Raw genomic sequence first — 24,172 nt, 5'->3', positions numbered from 1 at the left:
ATGTTCGCACGCCGAATTGTTGCAAAACATGTGACCAAAACAACTGCACTAGCAATGTTAGGAACAACATTTGTATTAGCAGGTTTACAGGTTCTTTTTTCTTATTTAGGTGAATTGAGCTCGTTGAAAGATGGTTATGGTGCTTTGGATGCCTTGAAATATGTACTTTGGGGTGCTCCAAGATATTTATATGAGATTCTACCGATCTCTGCCCTAATTGGTGCTGTATTAGGTTTAGGTGCTTTGGCATCAAATAGTGAACTTATTATTATGCGTGCTTCAGGAATTAGCCTGTGGCGTATTGTTGGCTGGGTTATTCGCTCTGCTTTAATTTTGGTGGTTTTATCTTTTGCTTTAAGCGAGTGGGTAACTCCATATACCAATGAAAAAGCACAGAGTGTGAAAGGGCACCGAAGTGTTGCAGAACTGGGCTCTGTAAGTGGATATTGGACTCGTGAAGGGCAACGTTTTATTTATATTGATTATGCAAACTCATCTGGACAGTTAAAAAATATCCAAGTGATCGATTTAGATAAAAATTACAATATGCGCGGTGTGATTAATGCTGAACAAGGTAATTTTGTTAAAGATGGTACATGGACATTAGAAAACGTAGATAGAACTGATGTATTACCCAATGGTAATGCTGTTTTAGAAAAAGTAGATCAGCAACCTCTTTCTATGGCATTACAGCCTAAGTATGTACACATGGTAACGATTGATCCTGAAAAACTATCTCCAAGTCAGTTGGTAAGTTTTATCAGTTATATGCATGAATATAGCCAAGTTCCTAAAACATATCAGTTGGCATTTTGGCAAAAGGTAGCATCTCCATTTGCACTTATTGCTTTAGTTGTTATTGCATGTTCATTTATTTTTGGTCCATTGCGTCAACAATCTATGGGTTTTCGCTTGGTCATTGCGATGTTCACAGGCTTAGGTTTTTACTATCTGCAAGACTTTTTAGGGTATGCAAGTTTAGTGTATTCACCTTCTCCAGCATGGTTTGTATTTTTACCAATTCTTCTTATTTTTGCTGCTGGTGGCTACTTGCTTCACCGTGCAAGATAAAAATGTATTGAATTGAAGAAAACAATGTTCATCAGTGGCTTAAACCATCGATAGAACATAGAGTCTTTATCGAAATTTCGGTAAAATGTATTGATTAATTTGTAAACAGAAAAGAGTGTATATCATGACGGTTGCAACTGCTGGCAAAATTCCTCACGTTTTAGTCATTATGGATGGCGTGGGACACCGTGTAGAGGTTGAAGATAATGCCTTCTTAGCAGCAAAACGCCCAAATTTGACTGCAATGCAGGAAAAGCATCCGCATGGTTTGATTTCTGGTTCAGGTGAAGATGTTGGCCTTCCTGATGGACAAATGGGTAACTCAGAAGTGGGTCACATGAACTTGGGCGCAGGTCGTGTGTTGTACCAAGACTTTACTCGTATTACAAAAGACATTCGTACAGGTGCTTTCTTCGAGCATGAAGTACTTGTAGATGCTGTAGAAAAAGCCAAAGCTGCAAATGGTGCAGTGCATATTTTGGGCTTATTGTCTGAAGGTGGCGTACATTCACATGAAGACCATATTGTTGCAATGGTTGAACTTGCATTAAAACGCGGTGCAACAGTTTATTTACACGCATTCTTAGATGGTCGTGATACACCACCAAAAAGTGCTCAGCCGTCGCTTGAAAAATTAGAAGCTGTATTTGCTCAATACCCTGGTCAAGGTCGTATTGTGACGATGATTGGTCGTTATTTTGCAATGGATCGAGATAACCGTTGGGATCGTGTAGAACAAGCATATCGTTTACTTACAGAAGGTGAAGCGGCTCGTACTGTTACAACTGCTACAGAAGGCTTAGAGTTGGCTTATGCAGCAGAAGAAACTGATGAGTTTGTTAAAGCAACACGCATTGGCGATATTGCTAAAATTCAAGATGGCGATAGCGTTGTATTCATGAACTTCCGTGCTGACCGTGCACGTGAAATAACAAAAGCATTTGTTGAAAAAGATTTTGCAGGTTTTGAACGTAAAGTTGTGCCAAATTTATCTAAATTTGTCATGCTTACACGCTATCAAGCAACAATCGATGCACCAGTTGCATATATGCCTGAAGCACTCAAAAATTCGCTTGGCGAATACTTGTCAGATTTAGGTAAAACGCAATTACGTATTGCTGAAACTGAAAAATATGCACATGTGACATTCTTCTTTAGTGGTGGTCGTGAAGATGAATATGTTGGTGAAAAACGTATTCTTATTCCATCCCCTAATGTTGCAACGTATGACTTAAAACCTGAAATGAGTGCGTATGAAGTAACAGATGAGCTTGTTGCTGCAATTAATTCAGGTGAGTTTGATTTATTGGTTGTGAACTTTGCAAATGGTGACATGGTTGGTCATACAGGTAAATTTGATGCAGCTGTGAAAGCCGTTGAAGCAGTTGATACTTGCTTAGGTCGAGTGTATGAAGCAGTTATGGCACAAAAAGGTCATATGATTGTGACAGCAGATCATGGTAATGTTGAGCAAATGCAAGATTACGTAAGTGGTCAGGTTCACACTCAACATACGACAGAACTTGTGCCATTTATCTATGTTGGACCTACACAAGCAATAATTGCAGAAGGTGGGGTGTTAGCAGATGTTGCACCAACATTATTAAGCTTAATGCAGATTCCAGTACCTGAAGAAATGAAAGGTCGTAATCTAATTACATTAGCGCCATAAACAATAAATAAAGGTGAATGAATGGCTCAACGCACTCTTGTTGCTTTATTAACAACATGCTTCATGTGTTTGAGCCTTTCTCCTGCTTGGGCAAAAACAAAGCTTCAGCAGCCTGATGTTTTAAGCTTAGATGAAGAACAACAATATGAAGAAGTGCCTGTAGAGGCGATACAGAATTTTGTTCAAATATACGGCATAGTAAAAGATAACTATGTGGCTGAAAAAAATGATGAAGATTTATTTCAGCAGGCAGTTAAAGGACTTGTTTCAGGTCTAGATCGTTATTCACGTTACTTATCTCCTGAAGACTATAAGCAGCTTTTACAATATACAGAGGGCGAATTTGCATCTGTAGATTTTGATGTGGTTTTTGATCATCAATTACATCAGTGGATTATTCAGGGTTTAAAACCAGAAGCGGATTCTGCTAAACAAGGTCTGAAAAATGGACTGATTGTTTTTAAAATTGACAATCAAGAGCTAAAAAAATTAAATAATGATCAAGTGAGTAATTTGTTGTCAGGTGCTGTTGGTTCTACCATCGATATTCAACTGACAGAAAAAAGTCCACCTATTACAATCGTTAGAAATAAAAAAATAGAAACTGATGTTCAAGCTCATTTATTAAATAATCAAATTCTTGTTATTAAAATTAAGGTATTTCAGCAAGATACTGCGAATGAAATGAAGCACTTAATTGAACAATATACGTCACCTCGTTTAAAAGGTATTTTGATTGATTTAAGAAATAACCCTGGTGGGTTGTTATCAGCTGCTGTTGAAAGTGCTGATTTATTTCTAAATCAGGGGGTGATTGTTTCAACTAAAAGTCGCTCTGAGGGAGATCAACAATTTCAGGCGTTACCGAGTTCCGAGTTTCTTAAATTAAAAGTGGGTATTTTAATTAATAACCGCTCAGCTTCTGCTGCAGAGGTGTTTACTGCAGCACTGAAAGATCATGGTCGTGCATGGGTTATTGGTGATACAAGCTATGGTAAAGGCGTAGTCCAGAAACTTTTTGCCCTGTCGAACGGTGCCGCATTACAAATGACGGTTTCTCACTATTACACGCCTAAAGGTGCAATGATTGAGGGCGTTGGTATACAACCCAATCAAAAATATGTGCTACAGCCTGATATGAAAGAAGATGCTTATGTAGAGCATGTTTCAGAATTATTGATTCGTCATAAATAATTAAGGTTCTTCGTCTGTATCTAGCCCAAATTTTTTCAAGCGATACCGCAAAGATCTAAATGTCATACCTAGTTTTTTTGCCGCAAGTGTTCTATTCCAATGCGTTAAATCTAAGGCATTTAATAAAATTTCTTTTTCAATATTGGCTAAATAGTTTTCTAAGCCTTCAACGGGGAGCTTATTCGAGCCTAAACCTGAATATGGCTGTTTTTCAATAGGTTGAATATTTTTTTCAACTTGTACTGAAAATTGCTTTAGGGGTGTGCTTTGTAAGTGCTGTAGATCGATACACTGTTCATCACTTAAAGTCATTGCACGTTCAATAATATTTCTTAATTCACGTACATTGCCAGGATAATATTGTTCGAGTAGAAAAATTTTTGCTTTATCGGAGAGATATTTAGGAGGAATACGCCATTCTTGTGACACACGCTGAATGAAATTCTCTGCTAATAATAAGATATCATTACCACGTGCTCTAAGAGGAGGTAAAATTAAGTCCATCACATGGATGCGAAAGAATAAATCTTGGCGAAAACGTCCTTGCTGAACCATACTATCTAAGTCTTGATGGCTTGCACTAATCACACGAAAATCCACATCAATTTCAGTATCTGAACCTACAGGACGAATCCGTTTTTCTTGCACAGCTCGGAGTAGTTTTACTTGCATGTTTAGAGGAAGTTCGGCAATTTCATCTAAGAATAAACTACCGCCATGTGCCGATTGAATCAAACCTTGTTTATCTTGTGTTGCGCCAGTAAAGCTTCCTTTTTTATGACCAAAGAGCTCACTCTCCATTAAGTCTGAAGGAATAGCACCACAATTTATGGCAATAAATGGTCCTTCATTTCTATTGCTTAGACGATGTACTAAGTTTGCAACAACTTCTTTACCAGTGCCTGACTCGCCTGTAATAAAAACGGGTGCTTGAGAACGAGCAATTTTTTTAATGGTTGTGCGTAATTGCTGAATCGGGGCAGATTGACCAATCAACATCTTGTTTTCAAGTAAGTTTTCATTATTACTCTGAATAGATGTGATTGGTTTGTTTAATGCTTTGTCTAATAATTGTTGTAGGTGCTGCTGTTTAATTGGTTTATTAACGAAGTCGAAAGCACCTGCTTTGAGCGCAGAAATCGCGATATCCATATTTCCATAAGCGGTGAGTACAGCAATAGGGATGTGAGGATAGTTTTTTGAAATATGATCTACAAGCTCTACGCCATTGCCATCGGGCAAATTAAAATCGGTTAAACAAGCATCATAATTATTTTTAGAGAGTAATGTTTTTGCTTCACTTACCTGATGGGCAACATGTGTATTCATGCCCATGCGTGATAATGTCATAGACATAAGTGTACATAAATCTTCCTCATCATCTACAAGTAAGATAAGTGGTGCTAAATCCAAAACTTTCCCCCAATGTTAATTTACTTCTATACGAGGGCATTCGATTCTAAAGCATGCCCCAGATTGTTGTTCTACATAGCTGAGTTTGGCTTGGTTTGCTTCGCAGAAACTATGTGATAAATATAATCCTAACCCAGTTCCCGTGATTTCGGTACTAAAAAATGGTTGAAATATAGAGCGAATGTTTTTGTGAGCAACGCCTTCACCAAAGTCTATGACATCTATTCTTATAAAAAGAAGGTAGCTATAAATATTTAACTTTATATGACTTTTATCTTTTGCGTTGTGTCGAATTGCATTTCGAATCAGATTAATCAGTACCTGTTGAATTTGTGATTCATCAAAATTAATAATCGAAGATGGTTCTATATCTATTTGAATTTTGTCTGCAATATCAGGCAAATTATCTTGAATGAATGCAGGTATAAATAAATTTAAATTGATGAGTGATGAGTGTGTTTCATTATTTTTAACCATACTTAACGTGTCATGAATAATTTTATCTATTCGCTGAGCTTGTTTGGTAATCATTTGGCTTAATTGAAGTTGCTGAATATCATCACTACCTTGAAACAAATTATTTGCTTGAACAATAGTGGCAAGAGGGTTTCGAATTTCATGTGCAATACTGGCAGAAAGTTGCCCCAGAGAGGCAAGTTTGAGTTGCTGTGCATGTTGATTAATTCGTTTCGCATCTTGTAGTACAAGAAGCGTTAATGTTTGGTGCGGAACAATTAATTTTTGAACTTGAATATGAATATGAAAGTTACTTTGTTGGGATTCAAATTCAAATTTTTCGCCATCTTTAAGCTGATCGAATTTTAAAATTTCAAATAAGTCTGATTGTGCTTTGTAGAGTGGAAAAGGTTCTATGGCATAGAGTGGACTGATTCCTAATAATTCTCTTGCAGCAGGATTACTCAATACAATGTGGCAGTTTTCATCTAAAACTAGATAGCCCGTTTCAATTTGTTCAAGAATATATCGATTAATATTTTGTAGCTTATTAATTTCTAAAGATTGGGTAAAGCTCCAATTTTCAAGTATTTGGAAGCGTCGAATCGTGAGCTGCCCAATAATGTAAACAACAATAAATAAAATTGCGAGAAGTGCGCTAATACTAAAATTATTAAGCGATTTAAAGGAAAAAAAACCGCTTAAAAATTGCTGATAAACCACACTAATAACAGCAACTAGAGTGATCAGTAGCGCTTTTTTTGCCTCTAAAAGTAGAGATGCTACAAAAATAGCAATTACAAATAATAGGCTAATGTGAAGACTTGGGCCATCTGAAGCAAAAGTGAGAGCACTAAAAAGTAAAACATCTAATGCAAAAAATAATGTAATTTGTCGAGCAAAATGAGATGAAGAAAACTTATAAACTAGTAGTTGAACAAAACTAAAAAATATATAAATACAAATAGATATTAAATAAAGTAAAGGGTGACCATAGTCATGCTGTAAGTTTTGATAGGTAATAAAGAATACAAAAAATAAGCAAAGAGCAATGGTAAGGCGATATATTCCATACCATAGCCCTAAACGGTATCTATTAAGCTCAGAATTGCTGTAATTAGAATACATATTGTTGTCAGTTTTTACCCCATTTAAGGTTTAATTAACCCATAGCGCATTGCTAAATGTGTAAGTTTTACATCACTATCAATACTTAATTTTTCAAAAATACGGTAACGGTAAGTGTTAACTGTTTTTACACTTACGAAAAGTTTATCGGCAATTTCTTGAGTGCTAATGCAATTTACAACCATCATAGCAACTTGCATTTCTCGTTCAGACAAGCTGTCAAATGGAGATTGTTGTGTATCCGATAAATACGAACTTGCCAACTGCTCTGCAATATCTGCACTAAAGTACTTACCACCTTGCATTACTTTATTAATTGCACGTACCATTTCTGTAACGGGAGCACCTTTAGTAATGTAACCTTTAGCGCCTGCTTTTAATAATAAAGATGGATAAGGTTCTTCTGCTAAACCACTGACTGCAATGACTTTTGTATCGGGTGATGACTGTAATAAGCGACGTGTTGTTTCAACACCACCAATACCAGGCATATTGACATCGAGTAGGACGACATTTGGTGCATTTTGACGGATGAGATTAATTGCTTCTTCACCAGATTCAGCTTGGCCAATGACATCAATTTCAGCATGGTCTTCTAGCATTCTACAAATGCCAGTGCGTACCAACTCATGATCATCTACTACTAAAACTGTGATCACCAGCAATCTCCCTCTAATTTATTCATCTTTTTTGTTACATATCGCAAAATAAGCTTGCAATGAAATGACAAAATTAGCAATCCTATTATCAATATTAATTGAAAACATCGGTGCAATTATAAATGGGCGATATATTGCTCATTCTTTTGTGCTAAATGTAAGGTATATTTGAGGTAATAAGCAAATGTATATTACCTCCATAAGTTGAGTAAATATTCGTGAAAAATACTAAAAAAGTGTTAATGAGTGCTTTGGGAGCATCATTACTTCTTTGTTTGAGTTCAACAGGATTTGCTGAAATTGTGATGAATTCTTCAGGGAATTCGGGGCAGGCAAATATTAGTTGGTCATCTGAAGAAGCCAATTTGTTGTTAAATGAAGATGTATCTACTACATCAACATCATTTAGTGAACCATCACCTAAAGGTTCAGTAAATGTGACAACAACTGTTCGAAGTGGCTCAGCTGCACAGTCTGCACCTAAAACAGTTCAAATTTTAGATACATCAAGTTATTCAAATCAACCTTCAGTAAATGCACGAGCTGCTTTAGTTATGGATGCTCAAACAGGTGAAGTGTTATTTGGCAAAAATGCCAATACAGCTCTTCCTATTGCATCTATTACTAAGTTAATGACTGCTGTAGTCACAGCAGATGCTCGTTTAAATATGTCTGAACAGATTACGTTACAGCAAATTGATTTTGCAGGTGCAGGCGGTAAAAATTCAAGTTCTACTTTACGTGTTGGCGATAAGATGAACCGTGCTGAGGTTTTATTATTTGCTCTAATGAAGTCTGAAAATCCTGCTGCGGCAGCTTTAGCACGTACTTATCCAGGTGGTCGTAATGCGTTTTATGCTGCGATGAATGCGAAAGCACGTAGCTTGGGTATGACATCTACACATTATGTAGAATCAAGCGGTTTAGACCCACGTAATGTTGCTTCAGCACGTGATTTAGGTATTTTGGTTTCTGCTGCATCGCAATATAGTGTTATTCGTCAGTTTTCAACAACACCAACATATGATTTTAACTTGGGTTACCGTGTACTAAAATCGAATAATACGAATGCTTTGGTTCGTAATGGTGGTTGGAATATTAATATTTCAAAAACTGGATATATTAATGAAGCGGGTCGTTGTGTAGTTATGCATACGACGTTAAATAACCGTCCTGCCGTTGTTGTGATTTTAGGTGCAAACAATACACAAGCACGTAATGACGATGCTATTCGTTTAATGAATTGGACAAGTCAGTTACCAAAACGCGTTTAATTTAACAAAGTCATTTAAGTTGACTCAACACTTAAATGACTTATATAAAAAAGCCCTGCAAATGCAGGGCTTTTTTATTTTGATCTAAATGTAAGTTACATATTAGATAAAATTGAATCACGAACTTGTTCTAAAGTTGCATCAATTGAAAGCATTACAGCATCAGAACATTGCTTAATAGCCGTGTCAGGGTCTTTTAGACCGTTACCTGTAACAGTACAAACAATTACTGAACCTTCAGCAATTTTGCCCGCTTTAATATCACGGATTGCACCGCCAACAGACGCAGCAGAAGCAGGTTCAACAAACACGCCTTCATACATAGAAAGTAAGCGTTGAGCTTCTAAAATTTCAGCATCAGTTAGTTCATCGAACCAACCTTTTGAATCACGTACTACAGCTTTAGCATGGTTCCAGCTTTGTGGATTACCAATACGAATTGCAGTTGCAATTGTTTCTGGATTTTCAACAGGAGCACCACGTAAGAAAGGTGCTGCACCAGAAGCTTGGTAGCCTGCCATAATTGGTAAGCCAGCAGGTTTTGGGCCTGTGAATGCATCTGTAGCAGGATCGTAAACAACTTGTTCAAATTCGCCAGCAGGTTGGTTTGCAACAGCTTCTGTATAACCCATCCAGTGTGCAGTGATGTTACCCGCGTTACCTACAGGTAGGCAGTGGTAGTCAGGTGCACGACCTAATTCATCAACAATTTCGTAAGCAATGGTCTTTTGACCTTGCAAGCGGTAAGGGTTGATTGAGTTTACGATTGTTACAGGTGCTTTATCTGCAATTTCTTTAACAAGGCGCATGCCGTCATCAAAGTTGCCACGAATTTGCATAGTGATTGCACCATACATCATCGCTTGCGCCATTTTACCCATCGCAATTTTGCCTTCAGGGATTAAAACGAACGCTTTCATACCTGCACGGGCAGCATATGCAGCAGCCGCAGCAGAAGTATTACCTGTAGATGCACAGATAATTGCTTTAGAGCCTTCCTCAGCTGCTTTTGTAACCGCCATGGTCATACCACGGTCTTTAAATGAACCAGTCGGGTTTAAGCCCTCGTACTTCACATAAATTTCAACATTTTTGCCAATAATGCGCGGAATATTTGCAAGCTTAATCAGTGGGGTATTACCTTCGCCTAGTGATACGGCAGGGGTAGTTGCAGACACTGGTAAACGGTCGCGATAGCGGTCAACTAAACCAGTATAACGATTGGCATTCGACATGATGATGTTCCAATTGTGTGTAGAGCTTGGCAAGGGGAAGATATCCCCTTGACCCGATTAATTATCAAGCGATTCTAAACGAATTCGTACAATTTCGCCACGAATCACTGGTAATGCTTGAATTTGTTGAAGAGCTTCATCCATTTTCGATTCTTTAACAGGATCTGTCAAAATTACGATAGGAATAAGATCTTTTAAGCGAGATTGCTGCATGATTGCATCAATGCTAATTCCGTTACGGCTTAAAATGCTCGTAACGTCAGCCAGAACACCAGTTTGGTCTTCTGCGTTGATGCGGATGTAATAACCTGTTGTCATTTCTTCACGACTTAAAATAGGTAAGTCGGTCAGATTTTCAAAAGCAAGTTGTGGAATTGTGCCTGCACCATCTTCTGTATAAGAGATGTCACGTACGATATCAACAACATCGGCAACCACAGCTGAAGCTGTTGGACCCGCACCCGCACCCGCACCATAATACAGTGTAGGACCAACGGCATTGGCTTGAACCAAAACTGCATTTTTCACGCCATTTACATTGGCAATGAGTTGATCTTCAGGAATAAGTGTAGGGTGAACACGTAGTTCAATACCTGATTCGGCACGACGAGCAATACCAAGGTGTTTGATGCGGAAGCCTAGGTCTTCGGCATATTTCACATCTTGTGCTGTAATTTTGCTAATGCCTTCAGTAAATACTTTGTCAAATTGCAATGGAATACCAAATGCAATTGAAGCAAGGAGTGTTAGCTTGTGTGCAGCATCAATACCTTCAACATCAAAAGTTGGATCTGCTTCTGCATAGCCAAGTTCTTGAGCTTCTTTAAGCACGTCATCAAAAGTACGACCTTTTTCGCGCATTTCTGAAAGAATGAAGTTGCCTGTACCATTAATGATACCTGCAAGCCAGTCAATACGGTTTGCAGCTAAGCCTTCACGGATAACTTTAATAATTGGGATACCACCCGCAACAGCTGCTTCATATGCAATTTGAACTTTATATTCATCGGCAGCTTTAAATAGGGCAGTACCGTGTTCTGCAAGCAAAGCTTTGTTCGCAGTAACAACATGTTTACCGTGTTTCATTGCTTCCATGATGAGTTCGTAAGCAGGATGAATACCACCCATTACTTCAACAACAACATCAACATCGGGCTGGCGTACGATATCCATTAAATCTGAACTTTGCTTGACTGAGTCAGCAAGGTTTAAATCTGGACGTGGACGACGAGTACCTACATGGGTAATTTGAATTTCACGATCTGTGCGACGTCTAATTTCAGCAGCATTTTCTTGTAAGAGTTTAAGGGCACCACCACCTACGGTCCCTAGACCGAGGATTGCCAGACGAACTGGTTTCACGTCACACTCCAAAATTTAATCGTTTATAAGCGAGTCTAGATCATAGCTAAAAAAACGCTAGGACTCTAGGGTAAAAATAACTTTATCTCTACCCATAAAAAACAGTAAGTTAATATATAAATATTAGTTATTTAAGCGGGTGTCTAGCTCTTCTGGAGTGAGGTAGCCACCAAGGTAAACACCATCTGCATTATAAATTGCAGGTGTACCATTTACGCCCATATTTAAGCCCAATTTATATTGTTCTTGAACAGGGTTTTTGCATGTTGCAGGAGCAAGTTGTTCATTGGCAATTGCTTGGTCAAAAGCAGCTTGACGATCTGAACTACACCATACGCTTTCCATAGCAGGCATAAACTGTTCGCCACGTGGCCATGCGATATAGCGTACTTCAATACCTTTGGCATTAATTTCGCTCATGTGTTCGTGTAGTTTATGGCAATACGGGCAGCTTACATCGGTAAAGACATAAACCACATGCTTCGTTTTACCTTTTGCTTTATAAACAATTAAATCTTTGGTGTTGAGTTTAGAAAGCAATTTTTTATTTGCTTCTGCTTGCAGATTGTCACTCACGTTGTGTAATTGCGTATCGCCCAAACGTACAATGTCACCTTGAATAATATATTTACCATCGCTGGTTGCATAAACAGCAGGCATACCTTCTAAGCTAACCCAATATAAGTTTGGCACTTCAGTTACTTTGACATCTAAAACTTTTGCAGGAATACCTACTTTTTTGAAATGTTCGCCTAATGTTGTAATTAAACGTTGTTGAGCATTTCTTTCAGAAAGATTAGAAGCCTCACCCGTAGCAGGCGTACTCGCAGTTAATGGAGCTTGCTTATTTTCATCGTTATTTGCATTTGAACATGCGCTTAAAGCCATTGTTGTTGCAATAGCAGATGCGATAAAAAGTTTAGAGCGGGTAAAAGTCATAGGTAACCCTTTCTTCTTTGTAGATATAAAATAGACAAATAGAATAACAAAATTCTGAACTTTAGATAAAACTTCTTGGTCTAAAAAATGAAGTCTTTATGTATCTAAGCACGTGGATGATGCTGAGCATGTAGTTGCTGCATACGGACTTGAGCCACATGGGTATAAATTTGAGTTGTCGATAAATCACTATGTCCAAGAAGCATTTGTACCACTCGTAAATCTGCACCATGATTGAGTAAATGTGTTGCAAATGCATGTCTAAGCGTATGCGGAGAAAGTTCGGTGGAAATTCCTGCTTGTAGAGCATAACGCTTAATGGCATACCAGAAATTTTGTCGACTCATAATGCCGCCATGCTGTGTTAAAAATAAATAATCTGTTGAACTTTTATAGAGTGCAGGGCGGGCAGCATTCAAATACTGTTCAATCCAATCTGAAGCAACTTGTCCTAATGGAACAAGCCGTTCTTTATTTCCTTTACCGACAATACGTACATAACCTTGTTTTAAATTAATGAGTTCCAAACGTAAATTAATGAGTTCAGATACGCGTAAGCCACACGCATATAAAACCTCAAACATAGCTCTGTCACGTAAACCTAGTGCTGTATTGGTATCTGGTGCTTGAATAAGTGCTTCAACATCTTGTTCAGATAAATCTTTTGGTAGGGCTCGACCCAATTTAGGGGTTTTATGTGTAGCAACAGGATTATCGTTACGGAGTTTTTGCTCTCTTAAAAATTTAAAGAAAGAGCGTAATGCGGAAAGTGTTCGAGCAATAGACCGAGGGCTTTTTCCTTGCTTGGTTAATTCTAAAAGAATGTCAGAAATATCATCACTCGTCCAAGTTGGCATGGCAGATTTATGTAACTCACTTGCTTGAATAAGATCAGACAAGTAGGCATTACGAGTATGAGGGCTCACAGTTTGAGCAATAAGATAATCTTTAAAGCCTTGTAAAAAACTAAATTCTTCAGGAATGCTGACAGCAGTGGGAATACGTGGCTTTTTGTTTAACATAAAGGAATCAACTTTAAGTATTTCAAATCGATAAAATTATTGATTTTTCTTACTGTAATTTAATTATATCAAACTGTCGATGGTGGAAAATAGGTGAGAATTGGAATCGAATCTGATTTGTGAATTATTCTCATTTGCTTGTATACTGTTCAAAAATATTTAGGGTTAGATGCGTGCGTTTATCTGAGTTGAAAGTTAAACAAACAGCTGTCATTCATAAAGTACATCGTGCTTTGGTTGATGAAAGCTCACAAGATCTTGTGGCGAGCCGTTTGGAAACATTAGGTTTTATTCCGGGTACAACTGTAGAGGTTATTACCAAAGGTATTTTTGGTGGTGATCCAATTTTAATTCAAATTGGATTTACACGTTTTGCTTTGCGTAAAGTTGAAGCCGAAAAAATTGAAATCGAAGGAGTATCTGCATGAGTGATGCATTACGTATTGCCCTCGTAGGTAATCCAAACTGTGGTAAAACCTCGCTATTTAACCATTTAACAGGTACACGCCAGAAAGTGGCGAACTACGCAGGCGTAACTGTTGAGCGTAAAGTAGGTCAATTCACTTTGCCTTCTGGTAAGCCTGTGCGTGTGCTCGATTTGCCAGGTGCATATAGCTTAGAAGCAACCAGTCCAGATGAAGCCATTACTCGTGATGTAGTTCAAGGCAAAATTGCAGAAGAAGGCAATCAAGACGCATTTTTATGTGTTGTGGATGCAACAAATTTACGTCTGCATTTGGGCTTAGTGTTAGAAATGATTGAATTGGGTCGCCCAATTTTAGTTGTTTTAAACATGATGGATGAAGCACGTCGTCGTGGTATGCAAATTAATACGCAAAAGCTTGCTGAGCGTTTAGGTGTGCCTGTTGTTGAAACAGTTGCTATTCGTAATACAGGTATTGAGAACCTGATGAATGCACTGGATCAAGGAAAATATGTTGCTCCACATACCGAATTAAGCGGTTTAACAGGTGATAACCACTCAAAAGTTGCAACGATTTTAAATGATGTAGTTCATTTTGTAGATCACGAAGATAAGCGTTCAGATTTCTTAGATAAAATTTTCTTACATCCTGTTCTTGGTTTAATTACTTTAGCCGTGATGATGTTTGTTGTATTCCAAGCCGTTTTTGCTTGGGCTGCACCATTTATGGATGGTATTGAAGGCTTTTTTGGCTGGTTGGGTGAGTTTGTTGGAGGATTTATCTCGCAACCATTGCTTAATAGCTTAATTGTTGATGGCATTATTGCGGGTGCTGGTGGTGTTGTGGTGTTCTTGCCACAAATTTTAATTCTGTTCTTTTTTATTCTTGTTTTGGAAGAGTCGGGTTATTTACCACGTGCTGCATTCCTACTTGATAAATTGATGTACAAAGCAGGATTAAGTGGTCGTGCATTTATTCCATTGCTTTCGAGTTTTGCTTGCGCCATTCCGGGCATTATGGCAACACGTAGTATTAGTGATCCACGAGATCGTTTAACTACAATTTTTGTTGCACCACTCATGACGTGTTCGGCTCGTTTACCTGTATATGCTTTGTTAATTGCTGCATTTATACCTGAATATCAAGTATGGGGCTTGTTTAACTTACAAGGTCTAGTGCTATTTGGTCTGTATATGGCGGGTATTGTGAGTGCTCTTGTGGTTGCAACTGTACTTAAGTTCTTCCAAAAAGATAAGTCACAACATGCTTTACTCATGGAATTACCAAGTTACCGTTTTCCAGATTTAAAGAGTGTTTGGATTGGTTTATTAGACCGTGCCAAAATTTTCTTGAAACGTGTGGGTGGTATCATCTTTGCGCTTTCTATTTTACTTTGGTTCTTGTGCACATTCCCACAACCGCCTGAAGGCGCAACAATGCCAGATATTGACTACTCATTTGCGGGTATGTTGGGGCATTTAATTCAGCCGATTTTTGCACCATTAGGTTTTAACTGGCAGATCTGTATTGCTTTAATTCCTGCAATGGCTGCACGTGAAGTTGTTGTGGCTGCTTTGGGTACGGTATATGCCTTATCTGCAGTAGATGAAGATGCAGTTTCTCAGAGCTTAACGACATTAATTAGTGGTGGAGATTTAGGCTGGTCTGTAGCAACAGGTTTGTCTTTGCTGGTTTGGTTTATTTATGCGCCGCATTGTTTAGCGACGCTAGCAACAGTGAAACGTGAGACAGGTTCGTGGAAAACAGTTAGTGTTATGACGCTATATTTATTTGGATTGGCATACATGATGTCATTCTTCACTTATCAAATTGCTTCACATTATTTGGGCTAAGTTCGTTTAACCTTAATGAAGTGAAAGGAGATTGAAATGATTGAAATTCTAATTGTTGCAGTATTGGTCATTTGGAGTGCGATTGTTGTTTTTAAGAAAGTTTTTCCTAAAACATCAACTTCAGTCTTTATGTCACTTTCAAATGTATGCGATGCAAAAGGATGGACAACTTTAGCAAAATGGTTGAAACCAGCTATGGCTACAGGTTGCGGTGGTGGCTGTGGCTGCTCGGCATCTGAAGAGCCAAAAGCACAAAAAACTGAAGTTCAAGCAGTAAAGTGGAAGTAATAAATATAGTTATATTGATTTGATTATAAAAAGCCATCTAAACAGATGGCTTTTTTACGCACTGACACAAAAAAATGAAAAGAAAGTTAAAACAGAAAAAGCAAATAAAACATCAAAGTGCTAACATTTCAGCAGTTCTAAAATATATCCAAACTATGGTGCAAAAATGTTGATACAGCGTGGTGGTTTAAAGGTCGTTGCTGGGTTAGGTATTTCAGGTGTGGCAGCCGTTAATTTTTTGCATAAACATGGTTATCGTGTTGCGGTGACAGATTCACGTGAAAATCCTCCTGGACATGATCAAATTCCCGCTGAAATTCAAACAAGTTTTGGTCAACTCGATTTAGAACTTTTGTTATCTGCTGAAGAAGTTGTTATTAGTCCCGGATTAGATCCGAAAATTGAACAAATTCAGCAAGTCCTAAATAAAGGTATTCCTGTTGTAAGTGAAATTCAGATTTTACGCCGTGCGACAGATAAGCCGATTGTGGCAATTACAGGCTCGAATGCAAAAAGTACCGTTACGACTTTAATGGGTATTATGGCGCAAGCAGCAGGTAAAAAAGTTGCAGTAGGTGGTAATTTAGGACGTCCAGCACTCGATTTAACCAATGATGATCCTGAGCTTTATATTCTAGAGCTTTCTAGCTTTCAGCTTGAAGCAACATCAAACTTAAATGCTGATGTCGCTGTGGTTCTAAATATGAGTGAAGATCATTTAGATCGTCATGGTGATATGTTTGGTTATCACACAGCGAAGCATCGTATTTTCCAAGGTGTTAAAAAAGTTGTTTATAACCGTGATGATTCATTAACTCGTCCATTGGTTCCAGATGTAACCCCAATGCAAAGTTTTGGTCTAAATGCACCAGACATGAATCAATTTGGCGTTTTGAAAGATACGGATGGCACAATTTGGTTAGCACGTGGTCGTGAGCGATTATTAAAAAGCTCAGATATGTATATTCAAGGTACACATAACGTAGCAAATGCTTTGGCATGTTTAGCGTTAGGCGAAGCAATTGGTTTACCTTTGGACACAATGCTTGAAACATTAAAGACATTTAAGGGTCTAGAGCATCGTTGTGAATTTGTTAGAGAAGTACATGGTGTTCGTTATTATAATGATTCTAAAGGGACGAATATTGGTGCGACTTTAGCTGCAATTGATGGCTTAGGTGCTGCAATTGAAGCAAAAGGCGGAAAGGTTGCGATTATTTTAGGTGGGCAAGGTAAAGGGCAGGACTTTACTGCATTACGTGATTCTTTAAGTAAATATGCTAAGGTTGCAGTATTGATTGGTGAAGATGCTGCGATCATTGAAAAAGCAATTACAGGTACAACAACACTTTTACATGCCACAACATTTAAAGAAAGTGTTGAATTATGTCAGCAAAATACGCAAGCCAATGATGTTGTTTTACTTTCACCAGCATGTGCAAGTTTTGATATGTTTACGGGCTATCCGCAACGCGGACATCAGTTTGTAGAACTAGTCAACGAACTAAACTAAGAATAATAGGAAGACTGATATGGCTGGGTTTGCTCAGACAACTATCAATAAAATAAATCAAATATATGATCAGTGGGCACCTAAGTTGCCTGCTGAAGTTAATGTTCGTAATGTATTGATTTTTTGTGTATTGGCTTTACTTTGCTTTGGAACTGTTATGGTGGCTTCAGCATCTATGCCTTATGCAGACCGCATGCATGAAAACCCATTTCATTATGTGACAAGACATAGTATTTCTATTTTTGTAGCATCTGTAGCAGCATTAGTTGCATATAGATTTCCACTCAATTTATGGTTTAACAACACGTTTTTTTTGTGGATTATTACCATTGTTTTACTGACTGCCGTTTTAGTTGTTGGTACAGAAGTAAATGGTTCAAAACGATGGATACGTGTCGCAGGCTTTACTTTACAAGCATCTGAAGTTGCTAAGCTGATGATGGCAATCTTTACTGCAGATTATGTGGTAAGGCGTGCAGAAGAGGTACGGAATAATATTAAAGGACTTATTCGTCTTGGTATTATTATGGCTGCGACGGTTGGCTTGGTCATGGCAGAGCCTGATCTAGGGGCAACAGTTGTTATTGCGTTAACCATGCTGGGTGTTTTCTTTTTGGCAGGTGCACCATTGATTCAGTTTGCGATTGCCTTTGGTGCCATTATTGCTGCATTTGTTTTTCTTGTGTTGTTTGAGCCTTACCGTTTAGCTCGCTTAATGTCATTTTCTAATCCTTGGAGTGATCCTTTAGGGGCTGGTTATCAGCTTTCTAATGCACTTATGGCATTTGGACGAGGAGAGTGGTCAGGTGTTGGCTTAGGACATAGTATTCAAAAAATGTCTTATTTACCTGAAGCACATACAGACTTTATGCTTGCAATTTTGGGTGAGGAGTTTGGCTTTTTAGGTATTTCAACAGTTCTCACACTTTCATTTATCATGCTAGTTTGCTGTATTTTAATTGGACACCGTGCCTTAAAAAACCAGTATTTAAGAGCAGGTTATTTGGCATATGGTATTAGTATTATTTTCCTTATGCAGATACTTGTAAATGCAGGTATGAATATGGGAATGTTGCCAACTAAAGGTTTAACACTACCATTTATTAGCTATGGTGGTTCATCGTTAATTGTGTGTGCAGTAATGATTAGTTTGATTTTGAAAATTGAATCCACCACACATGATAAAAATGCAAGTCGCGAAGAATCAAGTTTTTAATAAAAAATAAATTTAAAAACCGAGCATTGATGCTCGGTTTTTTATGGCTCTATTTAGATGTAAATACCGTCTAATTGCGTACAATGCGGAATACGTTCTAAACTCCATTGAGCAATGGCTTGTTGCAACATTCTGTGAGGTTGGTCTAATTCAACGGCAGGTTGCTTGAGTGCATGTAGTGCTTGTTGAAGCAATTCAGATGGTTTTGTTAAATCAAGGGCTTGAGCCATATTTTGTTTAGATAGCTTCTGTCCAGAATCATTCATAGCAAGTGGCAAATGGATATATTCCAGACGTGGGTAGTTTAACAAGTCACCCAACCAAATTTGTCGTTCAGTATTATCAAGTAAGTCTGCACCTCGAACGACATGCGTCATTCCTTGTAAATAATCGTCTACTACAACAGCCAATTGATAGTTAATAATTCCATCACGACGTTTTAAAACAAAATCACCAAGGTCTTTTTCTAAATTTGAGCAATGTTGTCCTTGAAGATGATCTTGAAAGCAAATATCAGTATTGGATACTTTCACACGAATGGCTTGGTCATGAAAGGGAAGAGCGAGATCTCGACAGGTTCCTGCATAAATATGATTAGAACCAAGCATTTTTCGCGTGCATTGACAGGCATAGACGCTGTTTTCTTGATGTAGCTGTTGAATGACATCTTCATAAATATCTAAACGATCTTTTTGAAAAATGATGTCTGAATCGGGCTTAAATTCAAAAGCATCTATTGCACGAAGAATATGTGCTTCACTTCCAGGATAAATACGAGGGATGTCTGTATCTTCAATACGAACATGCCAAAGACCTTTATTGGCTTTGGCATCGCAGTAACTTGCAACTGCCGTTATTAAAGATCCAAAATGCAAAGGGCCGGTTGGCGATGGCGCGAACCGACCTGAGTAGCGATTTAGCGAAACATTGTTTCGTTCTTGCGCAAGAGGAGCATGCTCCGCAAGGGAGTTAAGCTCGGCTGAAGAATTCTCAACAGTCACAATTAACCGTTATTTTGCTTCTCTTTGATCTCTGCTAAAGTTTTGCAGTCAATACAAAGTGTTGCAGTTGGACGTGCTTCTAAACGACGCAAACCAATTTCGATACCACAAGTTTCACAGAAACCATAGTCATCGTTTTTAATTGCTTCAATAGATTGCTCGATTTTACGGATGAGTTTACGTTCACGGTCGCGTGTACGTAGTTCAATCGCAAACTCTTCTTCTTGAGTAGCACGGTCATTTACGTCTGGAAGTGCAGTATTTTCATCCTGCATTGTATTCAAAGTACGATCTACTTCAGACATCAATTCTTCTTTCCACGCTAAAAGAATTTTGCGGAAGTGTTCAAGCTGTCCTTCAGACATGTACTCTTCATTTTTTTTAGGCTGATAAGGCTCAATACCAAATAAGCTAGCAGCTGGACCGCTTTCTGATGCTTTTGACTTTGGTTTACGCACTTTTTTTGCAGATTTTTCTTCTACAATATTTGTTTGCTCGTCCAAGACTTGATTTTGATTGTCATTCGCCATGTAAGGCATTCCTCATCATATACGTATATCAATACGCAAAAAATATGGTGATATGCAAGTGTCTGTTTCCACACTCCCCACATAGATAAACGTTCTTTGGGGGTCGTCATCATATAGACTTTTTATGTATTTTGATAGTCTTTGATGTTTTGGATTTGACCCCTCATTCCTTCTTTTGCAGGCAATAAAATAAAGCATTCACTACAAAATTAAAAGTTAATAGCCTGAAATTTTTAAATTTATTTTAGGTTTGAATGCTTCAACTCGGTGTACTTTTGTACTAAAAGTACCATCTTCTTTTAAATGTAGTACACGATATCCGGGCGCTGTGTCATCTAATGCAAACTGTTCACTTTTAGGTTTGAATTGCACGCAAGTTGAGGGTGTGGAATAAAAATGGATATTATTCCAAAGGTTAAGTGATTCTTGATGGACATGTCCAAAAAGCACCATTTTAATATTTAAGTGCTTTTTGAATATTTCAGTAAAACTTTCGCTATTTTTGAGTTTGTGGTTATCAATCCAACGAGAATCCATTTCTAAAGGATGATGATGGCAGGTAATAATAATATGTTGATTTTTATGTTCTATAAGCAGTTGATCAAGTTGCTGTAGTTGTTCATCATCAATCCAGCCATGAATCTGATTTTTTACGGCACTATTAAGTAAAATAAATGTCCATACACCTAGTTGAATGGCATGAGCTTGATTCTGATTGAGGTGAAAAGGGAACAACTCGGCTTGATCGTGATTTCCGGGAATTTGATAAAATGGAATTCCTGTGTGCCCCATGAAATTGACATAAGTATCGTAAGTTTCAGAAACAGGGACTTGAGCTAAGTCGCCAGTATGGAATATAGAATTTACATTTGGATATTTTTGTTGAATATCATCAATAACGGCATGAAAAGTCACAAATGGGTTCATTTGTAAAAATTCTAGGTGTTCTTTATTCATCAGATGGGTATCTGAGATTTGTATGACTGTTAAATCTTTTTGATTATTATTTTCTGTTAAAGCCATGCCCATCCCCTTTAGACATTTTGTTTGGTTTTAATGTATTGTTTTAACCATTGTAAAGCCATAATAACGGGTGCATTTCTTAAACGTCCATTGGTTAAAAATGTGTTTAAGTCATGGTAGGAGATTAGATGAAGTTGGATATTTTCTCCCTCATCTGGCATACCAAAAATGCCCCCTTCTTTTGGTAATTTTACTTTTGCACTATATAAGTGAAAAAGCTCTGAACAAGCCCCAGCAGATGGGTAGAACGTGAAGAGATGTTCTAAGGCATCTACTTCACATCCTGATTCTTCTAGAGATTCTCTGCGAATGCAATTTTCAGGTGATTCATCACCATCGAGTACACCTGCAATAATTTCAAGTTGCCATGGAGAGTGTTCATCATCCATAGCACCTACTCGAAACTGTTCAATTAAAGCAAATTTTTGCTGTTCATCATCATAAAGTAGAACACCTGCTGCTTCAGGGCGATGAATGAGTTCACGCTGAATAGTTGGTGTATATGAAGTTTTATTAAACAATTGATGAGATAAACTCACTTTTTCAACTTGGATAAAACCTCGAAATATATATTCACGTTTCTGAATTTTATAATCGTTAATTCCATAAGTTGCTTGTTTAATAATATTCATAATTTATTCATTAGGATAAATGAAATCTTATTTTATCCTAACTGAAAACAATATGAATACAAACTATTTTTTGCTCATTTAGACTTTATGGTACAACTTTTGTCCTTGTTCCAAATACGCGTCACTCATAGCTTGGAGACCTATTTCAATTTCTTGATTGTTTTGCTCGGAATTAATCTCAGCATTTTGATTTTGAGCATACTCTCTCACATTTTGTGTGATTTTCATTGAGCAAAATTTAGGTCCGCACATCGAACAAAAGTGAGCAGATTTATGAGCTTCTTTGGGCATAGTTTCATCGTGCATACTACGAGCAGTGTCAGGATCTAAACTTAAGTTAAACTGATCATCCCATCTAAACTCAAAACGTGCTTTTGAAAGGGCATTATCACGTGCTTGAGATCCTGGGTGTCCTTTTGCAAGGTCTGCTGCATGTGCTGCAATTTTATAGGTGATGATGCCATCTTTTACATCTTTCTTATTTGGTAAGCCTAAGTGTTCTTTGGGTGTGACATAGCAAAGCATGGCTGTACCGTACCAACCAATCATCGCAGCGCCAATAGCGGAGGTAATGTGATCATAGCCTGGTGCGATATCTGTTATTAATGGACCAAGCGTATAAAAAGGTGCTTCTTTACAAACCTCAAGCTGTAAGTCCATATTTTCTTTAATCATGTGCATTGGTACATGACCTGGACCTTCAATAATCACTTGAACATCATGTTCCCAAGCTTTATGAGTTAATTCCCCTAAGGTTCGTAGTTCATTAAATTGTGCTTCATCGTTAGCATCTTGAACACAACCAGGGCGTAAGCCATCGCCTAAGCTAAATGAAACATCATAAGCTTTCATAATTTCGCAAATTTCTTCGAAATGTGTATATAGGAAGTTTTCTTGATGATGTGCTAAACACCACTGCGCCATGATTGAACCACCACGTGAAACAATTCCTGTTAGGCGATTTGCAGTTTGTGGTACATATCTTAAAAGTACACCTGCATGAATGGTGAAGTAGTCTACGCCTTGTTCTGCTTGTTCAATCAGCGTGTCTTTAAAAATTTCCCATGTTAAATCTTCAGCAACACCATTTACTTTTTCTAAGGCTTGATAAATAGGAACAGTACCAATAGGAACAGGGGAGTTGCGAATAATCCATTCACGGGTTTCATGAATATTTTTCCCTGTCGATAAATCCATAATGGTGTCTGCACCCCAACGTGTTGCCCATGTCATTTTTGAAACTTCTTCATCAATGCTAGAGCCAAGTGCCGAATTACCAATATTGGCATTAATTTTCACAAGAAAATTACGACCAATAATCATGGGTTCACATTCAGGATGGTTAATGTTTGCAGGAATAATGGCACGTCCTGACGCAACTTCTTGGCGAACAAATTCAGGTGTTATTTCACGTAAATTTTGCGCCCCAAAGTTTTGTCCTGCATGTTGGCGCATATCTACACCTTCACGCTGTCTTTGGTTTTCGCGAATGGCAATGTATTCCATCTCTGGTGTGATAATGCCTTGTTTTGCATAATGCATTTGCGTGACATTTTTGCCAGATTTAGCACGTCTTGGTTTTTGAATATGTGCAAAACGAATATCTGCTGTACGAATATCTTTTAAGCGTTCTTGCCCAAATTGAGAAGTGAGGGTTTCTAAGAGCTCTGTATCTTCACGTTCTTCAATCCATGTTTCACGAACATTGGGTAAACCCTTTTTAAGGTCAATAGTCACATTTGGATCGGTATAAACGCCAGAAGTGTCATATACCATAAGAGGTGGGTTTTTTTCACCGCCTAAGCCTGTAGGTGTATCTGTTAGTTCAATTTCACGCATAGGCACGCGAATATCAGGGCGTGAACCTTGAACATATACTTTTTTTGAGGCAGGTAAAATTCGAGTTAAATCTTTAGCATCTTGCTCATGTTGAGCAGAAATTTCAGAAGCAGTGAGATTCGTTAATTGGTTCATTGCAATGATCCTTATGAATGAAATCAACGAATCAAGCACGACCAAAAACGTGGCATATTTATCTTGTAAAATTGAGATAAATTGGGGCTTCGGTTTGTCGGTTGGCTTGATTCCTACGCAGGTATTAACCTGATCAGGTTCAACGGTACTCACCATCAAATAAAACCTTTGGGAATTATTTAGGTGATCTCAGCGAGTTTTTACTCGCGCTCCGTCAAGCGATGTGCGGATATTAGCATGAAGTCAATTGAAAAACAGTGGCTGTTTAATCTTCATCTAATTTTGTGAGGTT

The 24,172-nt window shown here is 37.9% G+C and carries 21 protein-coding genes and 1 riboswitch; of the genes, 9 read left to right on the top strand and 12 right to left on the bottom strand.

All coding sequences use genetic code 11. The annotated features are described in order from the left end of the window. The 3 genes from lptG (at position 1) to AC5YDH_RS07245 (ending at position 3,937) form a co-directional block, all read left to right on the top strand. On the top strand, positions 1 to 1,071 hold the full coding sequence (lptG, locus tag AC5YDH_RS07255; RefSeq protein ID WP_496118108.1) for an LPS export ABC transporter permease LptG: 1,071 nt from the start codon (positions 1 to 3) through the stop codon (positions 1,069 to 1,071). A 124-nt stretch (positions 1,072 to 1,195) separates the two neighbouring features. Then, complete coding sequence (gpmI, locus tag AC5YDH_RS07250; protein WP_496118107.1) at positions 1,196 to 2,743, top strand: 2,3-bisphosphoglycerate-independent phosphoglycerate mutase; 1,548 nt, start codon at positions 1,196 to 1,198, stop codon at positions 2,741 to 2,743. A 21-nt stretch (positions 2,744 to 2,764) separates the two neighbouring features. After that, positions 2,765 to 3,937, top strand: coding sequence for a S41 family peptidase (locus AC5YDH_RS07245; RefSeq protein WP_496118106.1), 1,173 nt, complete (start codon positions 2,765 to 2,767; stop codon positions 3,935 to 3,937). Here the strand turns inward: AC5YDH_RS07245 and AC5YDH_RS07240 are convergent, their stop codons facing one another. From AC5YDH_RS07240 to gacA, 3 genes are all read right to left on the bottom strand, one after another. Beyond that, on the bottom strand, positions 3,938 to 5,293 hold the full coding sequence (locus AC5YDH_RS07240) for a sigma-54-dependent transcriptional regulator (RefSeq protein WP_496118195.1): 1,356 nt from the start codon (positions 5,291 to 5,293) through the stop codon (positions 3,938 to 3,940). 72 nt (positions 5,294 to 5,365) lie between these two features. Further along, the gene (locus AC5YDH_RS07235; RefSeq protein ID WP_496118105.1) at positions 5,366 to 6,934 is read right to left on the bottom strand and encodes a two-component system sensor histidine kinase NtrB; all 1,569 of its coding nucleotides are present in this window, start codon (positions 6,932 to 6,934) and stop codon (positions 5,366 to 5,368) included. Between the two features lie 23 nt (positions 6,935 to 6,957). After that, entirely contained in the window at positions 6,958 to 7,593 is a 636-nt protein-coding gene (gacA, locus tag AC5YDH_RS07230; protein WP_171501186.1) for a response regulator transcription factor GacA, read from the bottom strand. 218 nt (positions 7,594 to 7,811) lie between these two features. On the opposite strand from gacA, the gene AC5YDH_RS07225 reads away from it, so the two are divergent. Beyond that, the gene (locus tag AC5YDH_RS07225) at positions 7,812 to 8,867 is read left to right on the top strand and encodes a serine hydrolase (RefSeq protein ID WP_496118104.1); all 1,056 of its coding nucleotides are present in this window, start codon (positions 7,812 to 7,814) and stop codon (positions 8,865 to 8,867) included. Positions 8,868 to 8,962: 95 nt separating this feature from the next. Here the strand turns inward: AC5YDH_RS07225 and thrC are convergent, their stop codons facing one another. From thrC to xerD, 4 genes are all read right to left on the bottom strand, one after another. Then, positions 8,963 to 10,102 (bottom strand): threonine synthase, encoded by a 1,140-nt coding sequence (gene thrC / locus AC5YDH_RS07220; RefSeq protein ID WP_496118103.1) that lies wholly within the window; start codon positions 10,100 to 10,102, stop codon positions 8,963 to 8,965. A 57-nt stretch (positions 10,103 to 10,159) separates the two neighbouring features. Next, on the bottom strand, positions 10,160 to 11,464 hold the full coding sequence (locus AC5YDH_RS07215) for a homoserine dehydrogenase (protein ID WP_496118101.1): 1,305 nt from the start codon (positions 11,462 to 11,464) through the stop codon (positions 10,160 to 10,162). A gap of 123 nt (positions 11,465 to 11,587) precedes the next feature. Next, positions 11,588 to 12,403, bottom strand: coding sequence for a DsbC family protein (locus AC5YDH_RS07210; protein ID WP_496118099.1), 816 nt, complete (start codon positions 12,401 to 12,403; stop codon positions 11,588 to 11,590). A 104-nt stretch (positions 12,404 to 12,507) separates the two neighbouring features. Beyond that, positions 12,508 to 13,425, bottom strand: a complete 918-nt coding sequence (xerD, locus tag AC5YDH_RS07205; RefSeq protein ID WP_496118097.1) for a site-specific tyrosine recombinase XerD — start codon at positions 13,423 to 13,425, stop codon at positions 12,508 to 12,510. 173 nt (positions 13,426 to 13,598) lie between these two features. Here xerD and AC5YDH_RS07200 point away from each other — a divergent pair, with 173 nt between their 5' ends. The 5 genes from AC5YDH_RS07200 (at position 13,599) to ftsW (ending at position 18,720) form a co-directional block, all read left to right on the top strand. Then, positions 13,599 to 13,853 carry a FeoA family protein gene (locus AC5YDH_RS07200; protein WP_496118096.1) on the top strand — a complete coding sequence of 85 codons (255 nt, stop codon included), beginning with the start codon at positions 13,599 to 13,601 and terminating at the stop codon, positions 13,851 to 13,853. Further along, complete coding sequence (gene feoB / locus AC5YDH_RS07195; RefSeq protein WP_496118094.1) at positions 13,850 to 15,703, top strand: ferrous iron transporter B; 1,854 nt, start codon at positions 13,850 to 13,852, stop codon at positions 15,701 to 15,703. Before AC5YDH_RS07200 ends, feoB begins: the two co-directional genes overlap by 4 nt. 36 nt (positions 15,704 to 15,739) lie before the next feature. Beyond that, positions 15,740 to 15,991 carry a DUF6587 family protein gene (locus AC5YDH_RS07190; protein ID WP_496118093.1) on the top strand — a complete coding sequence of 84 codons (252 nt, stop codon included), beginning with the start codon at positions 15,740 to 15,742 and terminating at the stop codon, positions 15,989 to 15,991. 166 nt (positions 15,992 to 16,157) lie between these two features. Further along, entirely contained in the window at positions 16,158 to 17,504 is a 1,347-nt protein-coding gene (murD, locus tag AC5YDH_RS07185) for a UDP-N-acetylmuramoyl-L-alanine--D-glutamate ligase (protein WP_496118092.1), read from the top strand. Positions 17,505 to 17,523: 19 nt separating this feature from the next. Further along, positions 17,524 to 18,720, top strand: a complete 1,197-nt coding sequence (gene ftsW / locus AC5YDH_RS07180) for a putative lipid II flippase FtsW (protein ID WP_496118090.1) — start codon at positions 17,524 to 17,526, stop codon at positions 18,718 to 18,720. A gap of 53 nt (positions 18,721 to 18,773) precedes the next feature. Here the strand turns inward: ftsW and gluQRS are convergent, their stop codons facing one another. From gluQRS to thiC, 5 genes are all read right to left on the bottom strand, one after another. Further along, on the bottom strand, positions 18,774 to 19,721 hold the full coding sequence (gene gluQRS, locus AC5YDH_RS07175; RefSeq protein ID WP_496118089.1) for a tRNA glutamyl-Q(34) synthetase GluQRS: 948 nt from the start codon (positions 19,719 to 19,721) through the stop codon (positions 18,774 to 18,776). 2 nt (positions 19,722 to 19,723) lie between these two features. After that, positions 19,724 to 20,251 carry an RNA polymerase-binding protein DksA gene (dksA, locus tag AC5YDH_RS07170; RefSeq protein WP_496118087.1) on the bottom strand — a complete coding sequence of 176 codons (528 nt, stop codon included), beginning with the start codon at positions 20,249 to 20,251 and terminating at the stop codon, positions 19,724 to 19,726. A gap of 216 nt (positions 20,252 to 20,467) precedes the next feature. Further along, positions 20,468 to 21,280 carry a 3',5'-cyclic-AMP phosphodiesterase gene (gene cpdA, locus AC5YDH_RS07165; protein ID WP_496118085.1) on the bottom strand — a complete coding sequence of 271 codons (813 nt, stop codon included), beginning with the start codon at positions 21,278 to 21,280 and terminating at the stop codon, positions 20,468 to 20,470. Positions 21,281 to 21,285: 5 nt separating this feature from the next. Continuing rightward, on the bottom strand, positions 21,286 to 21,906 hold the full coding sequence (locus tag AC5YDH_RS07160; protein ID WP_496118083.1) for an NUDIX domain-containing protein: 621 nt from the start codon (positions 21,904 to 21,906) through the stop codon (positions 21,286 to 21,288). 78 nt (positions 21,907 to 21,984) lie between these two features. After that, on the bottom strand, positions 21,985 to 23,880 hold the full coding sequence (thiC, locus tag AC5YDH_RS07155) for a phosphomethylpyrimidine synthase ThiC (protein WP_496118081.1): 1,896 nt from the start codon (positions 23,878 to 23,880) through the stop codon (positions 21,985 to 21,987). Positions 23,881 to 23,973: 93 nt separating this feature from the next. Continuing rightward, a riboswitch (TPP riboswitch) is annotated at positions 23,974 to 24,104 on the bottom strand. Positions 24,105 to 24,172: the final 68 nt, after the last annotated feature.

Source organism: Acinetobacter sp. FY683 (genome assembly GCF_059515885.1).
The sequence above is the reverse complement of the archived record's forward strand: the minus strand, read 5'-3'. Positions and strand labels throughout refer to the sequence as shown.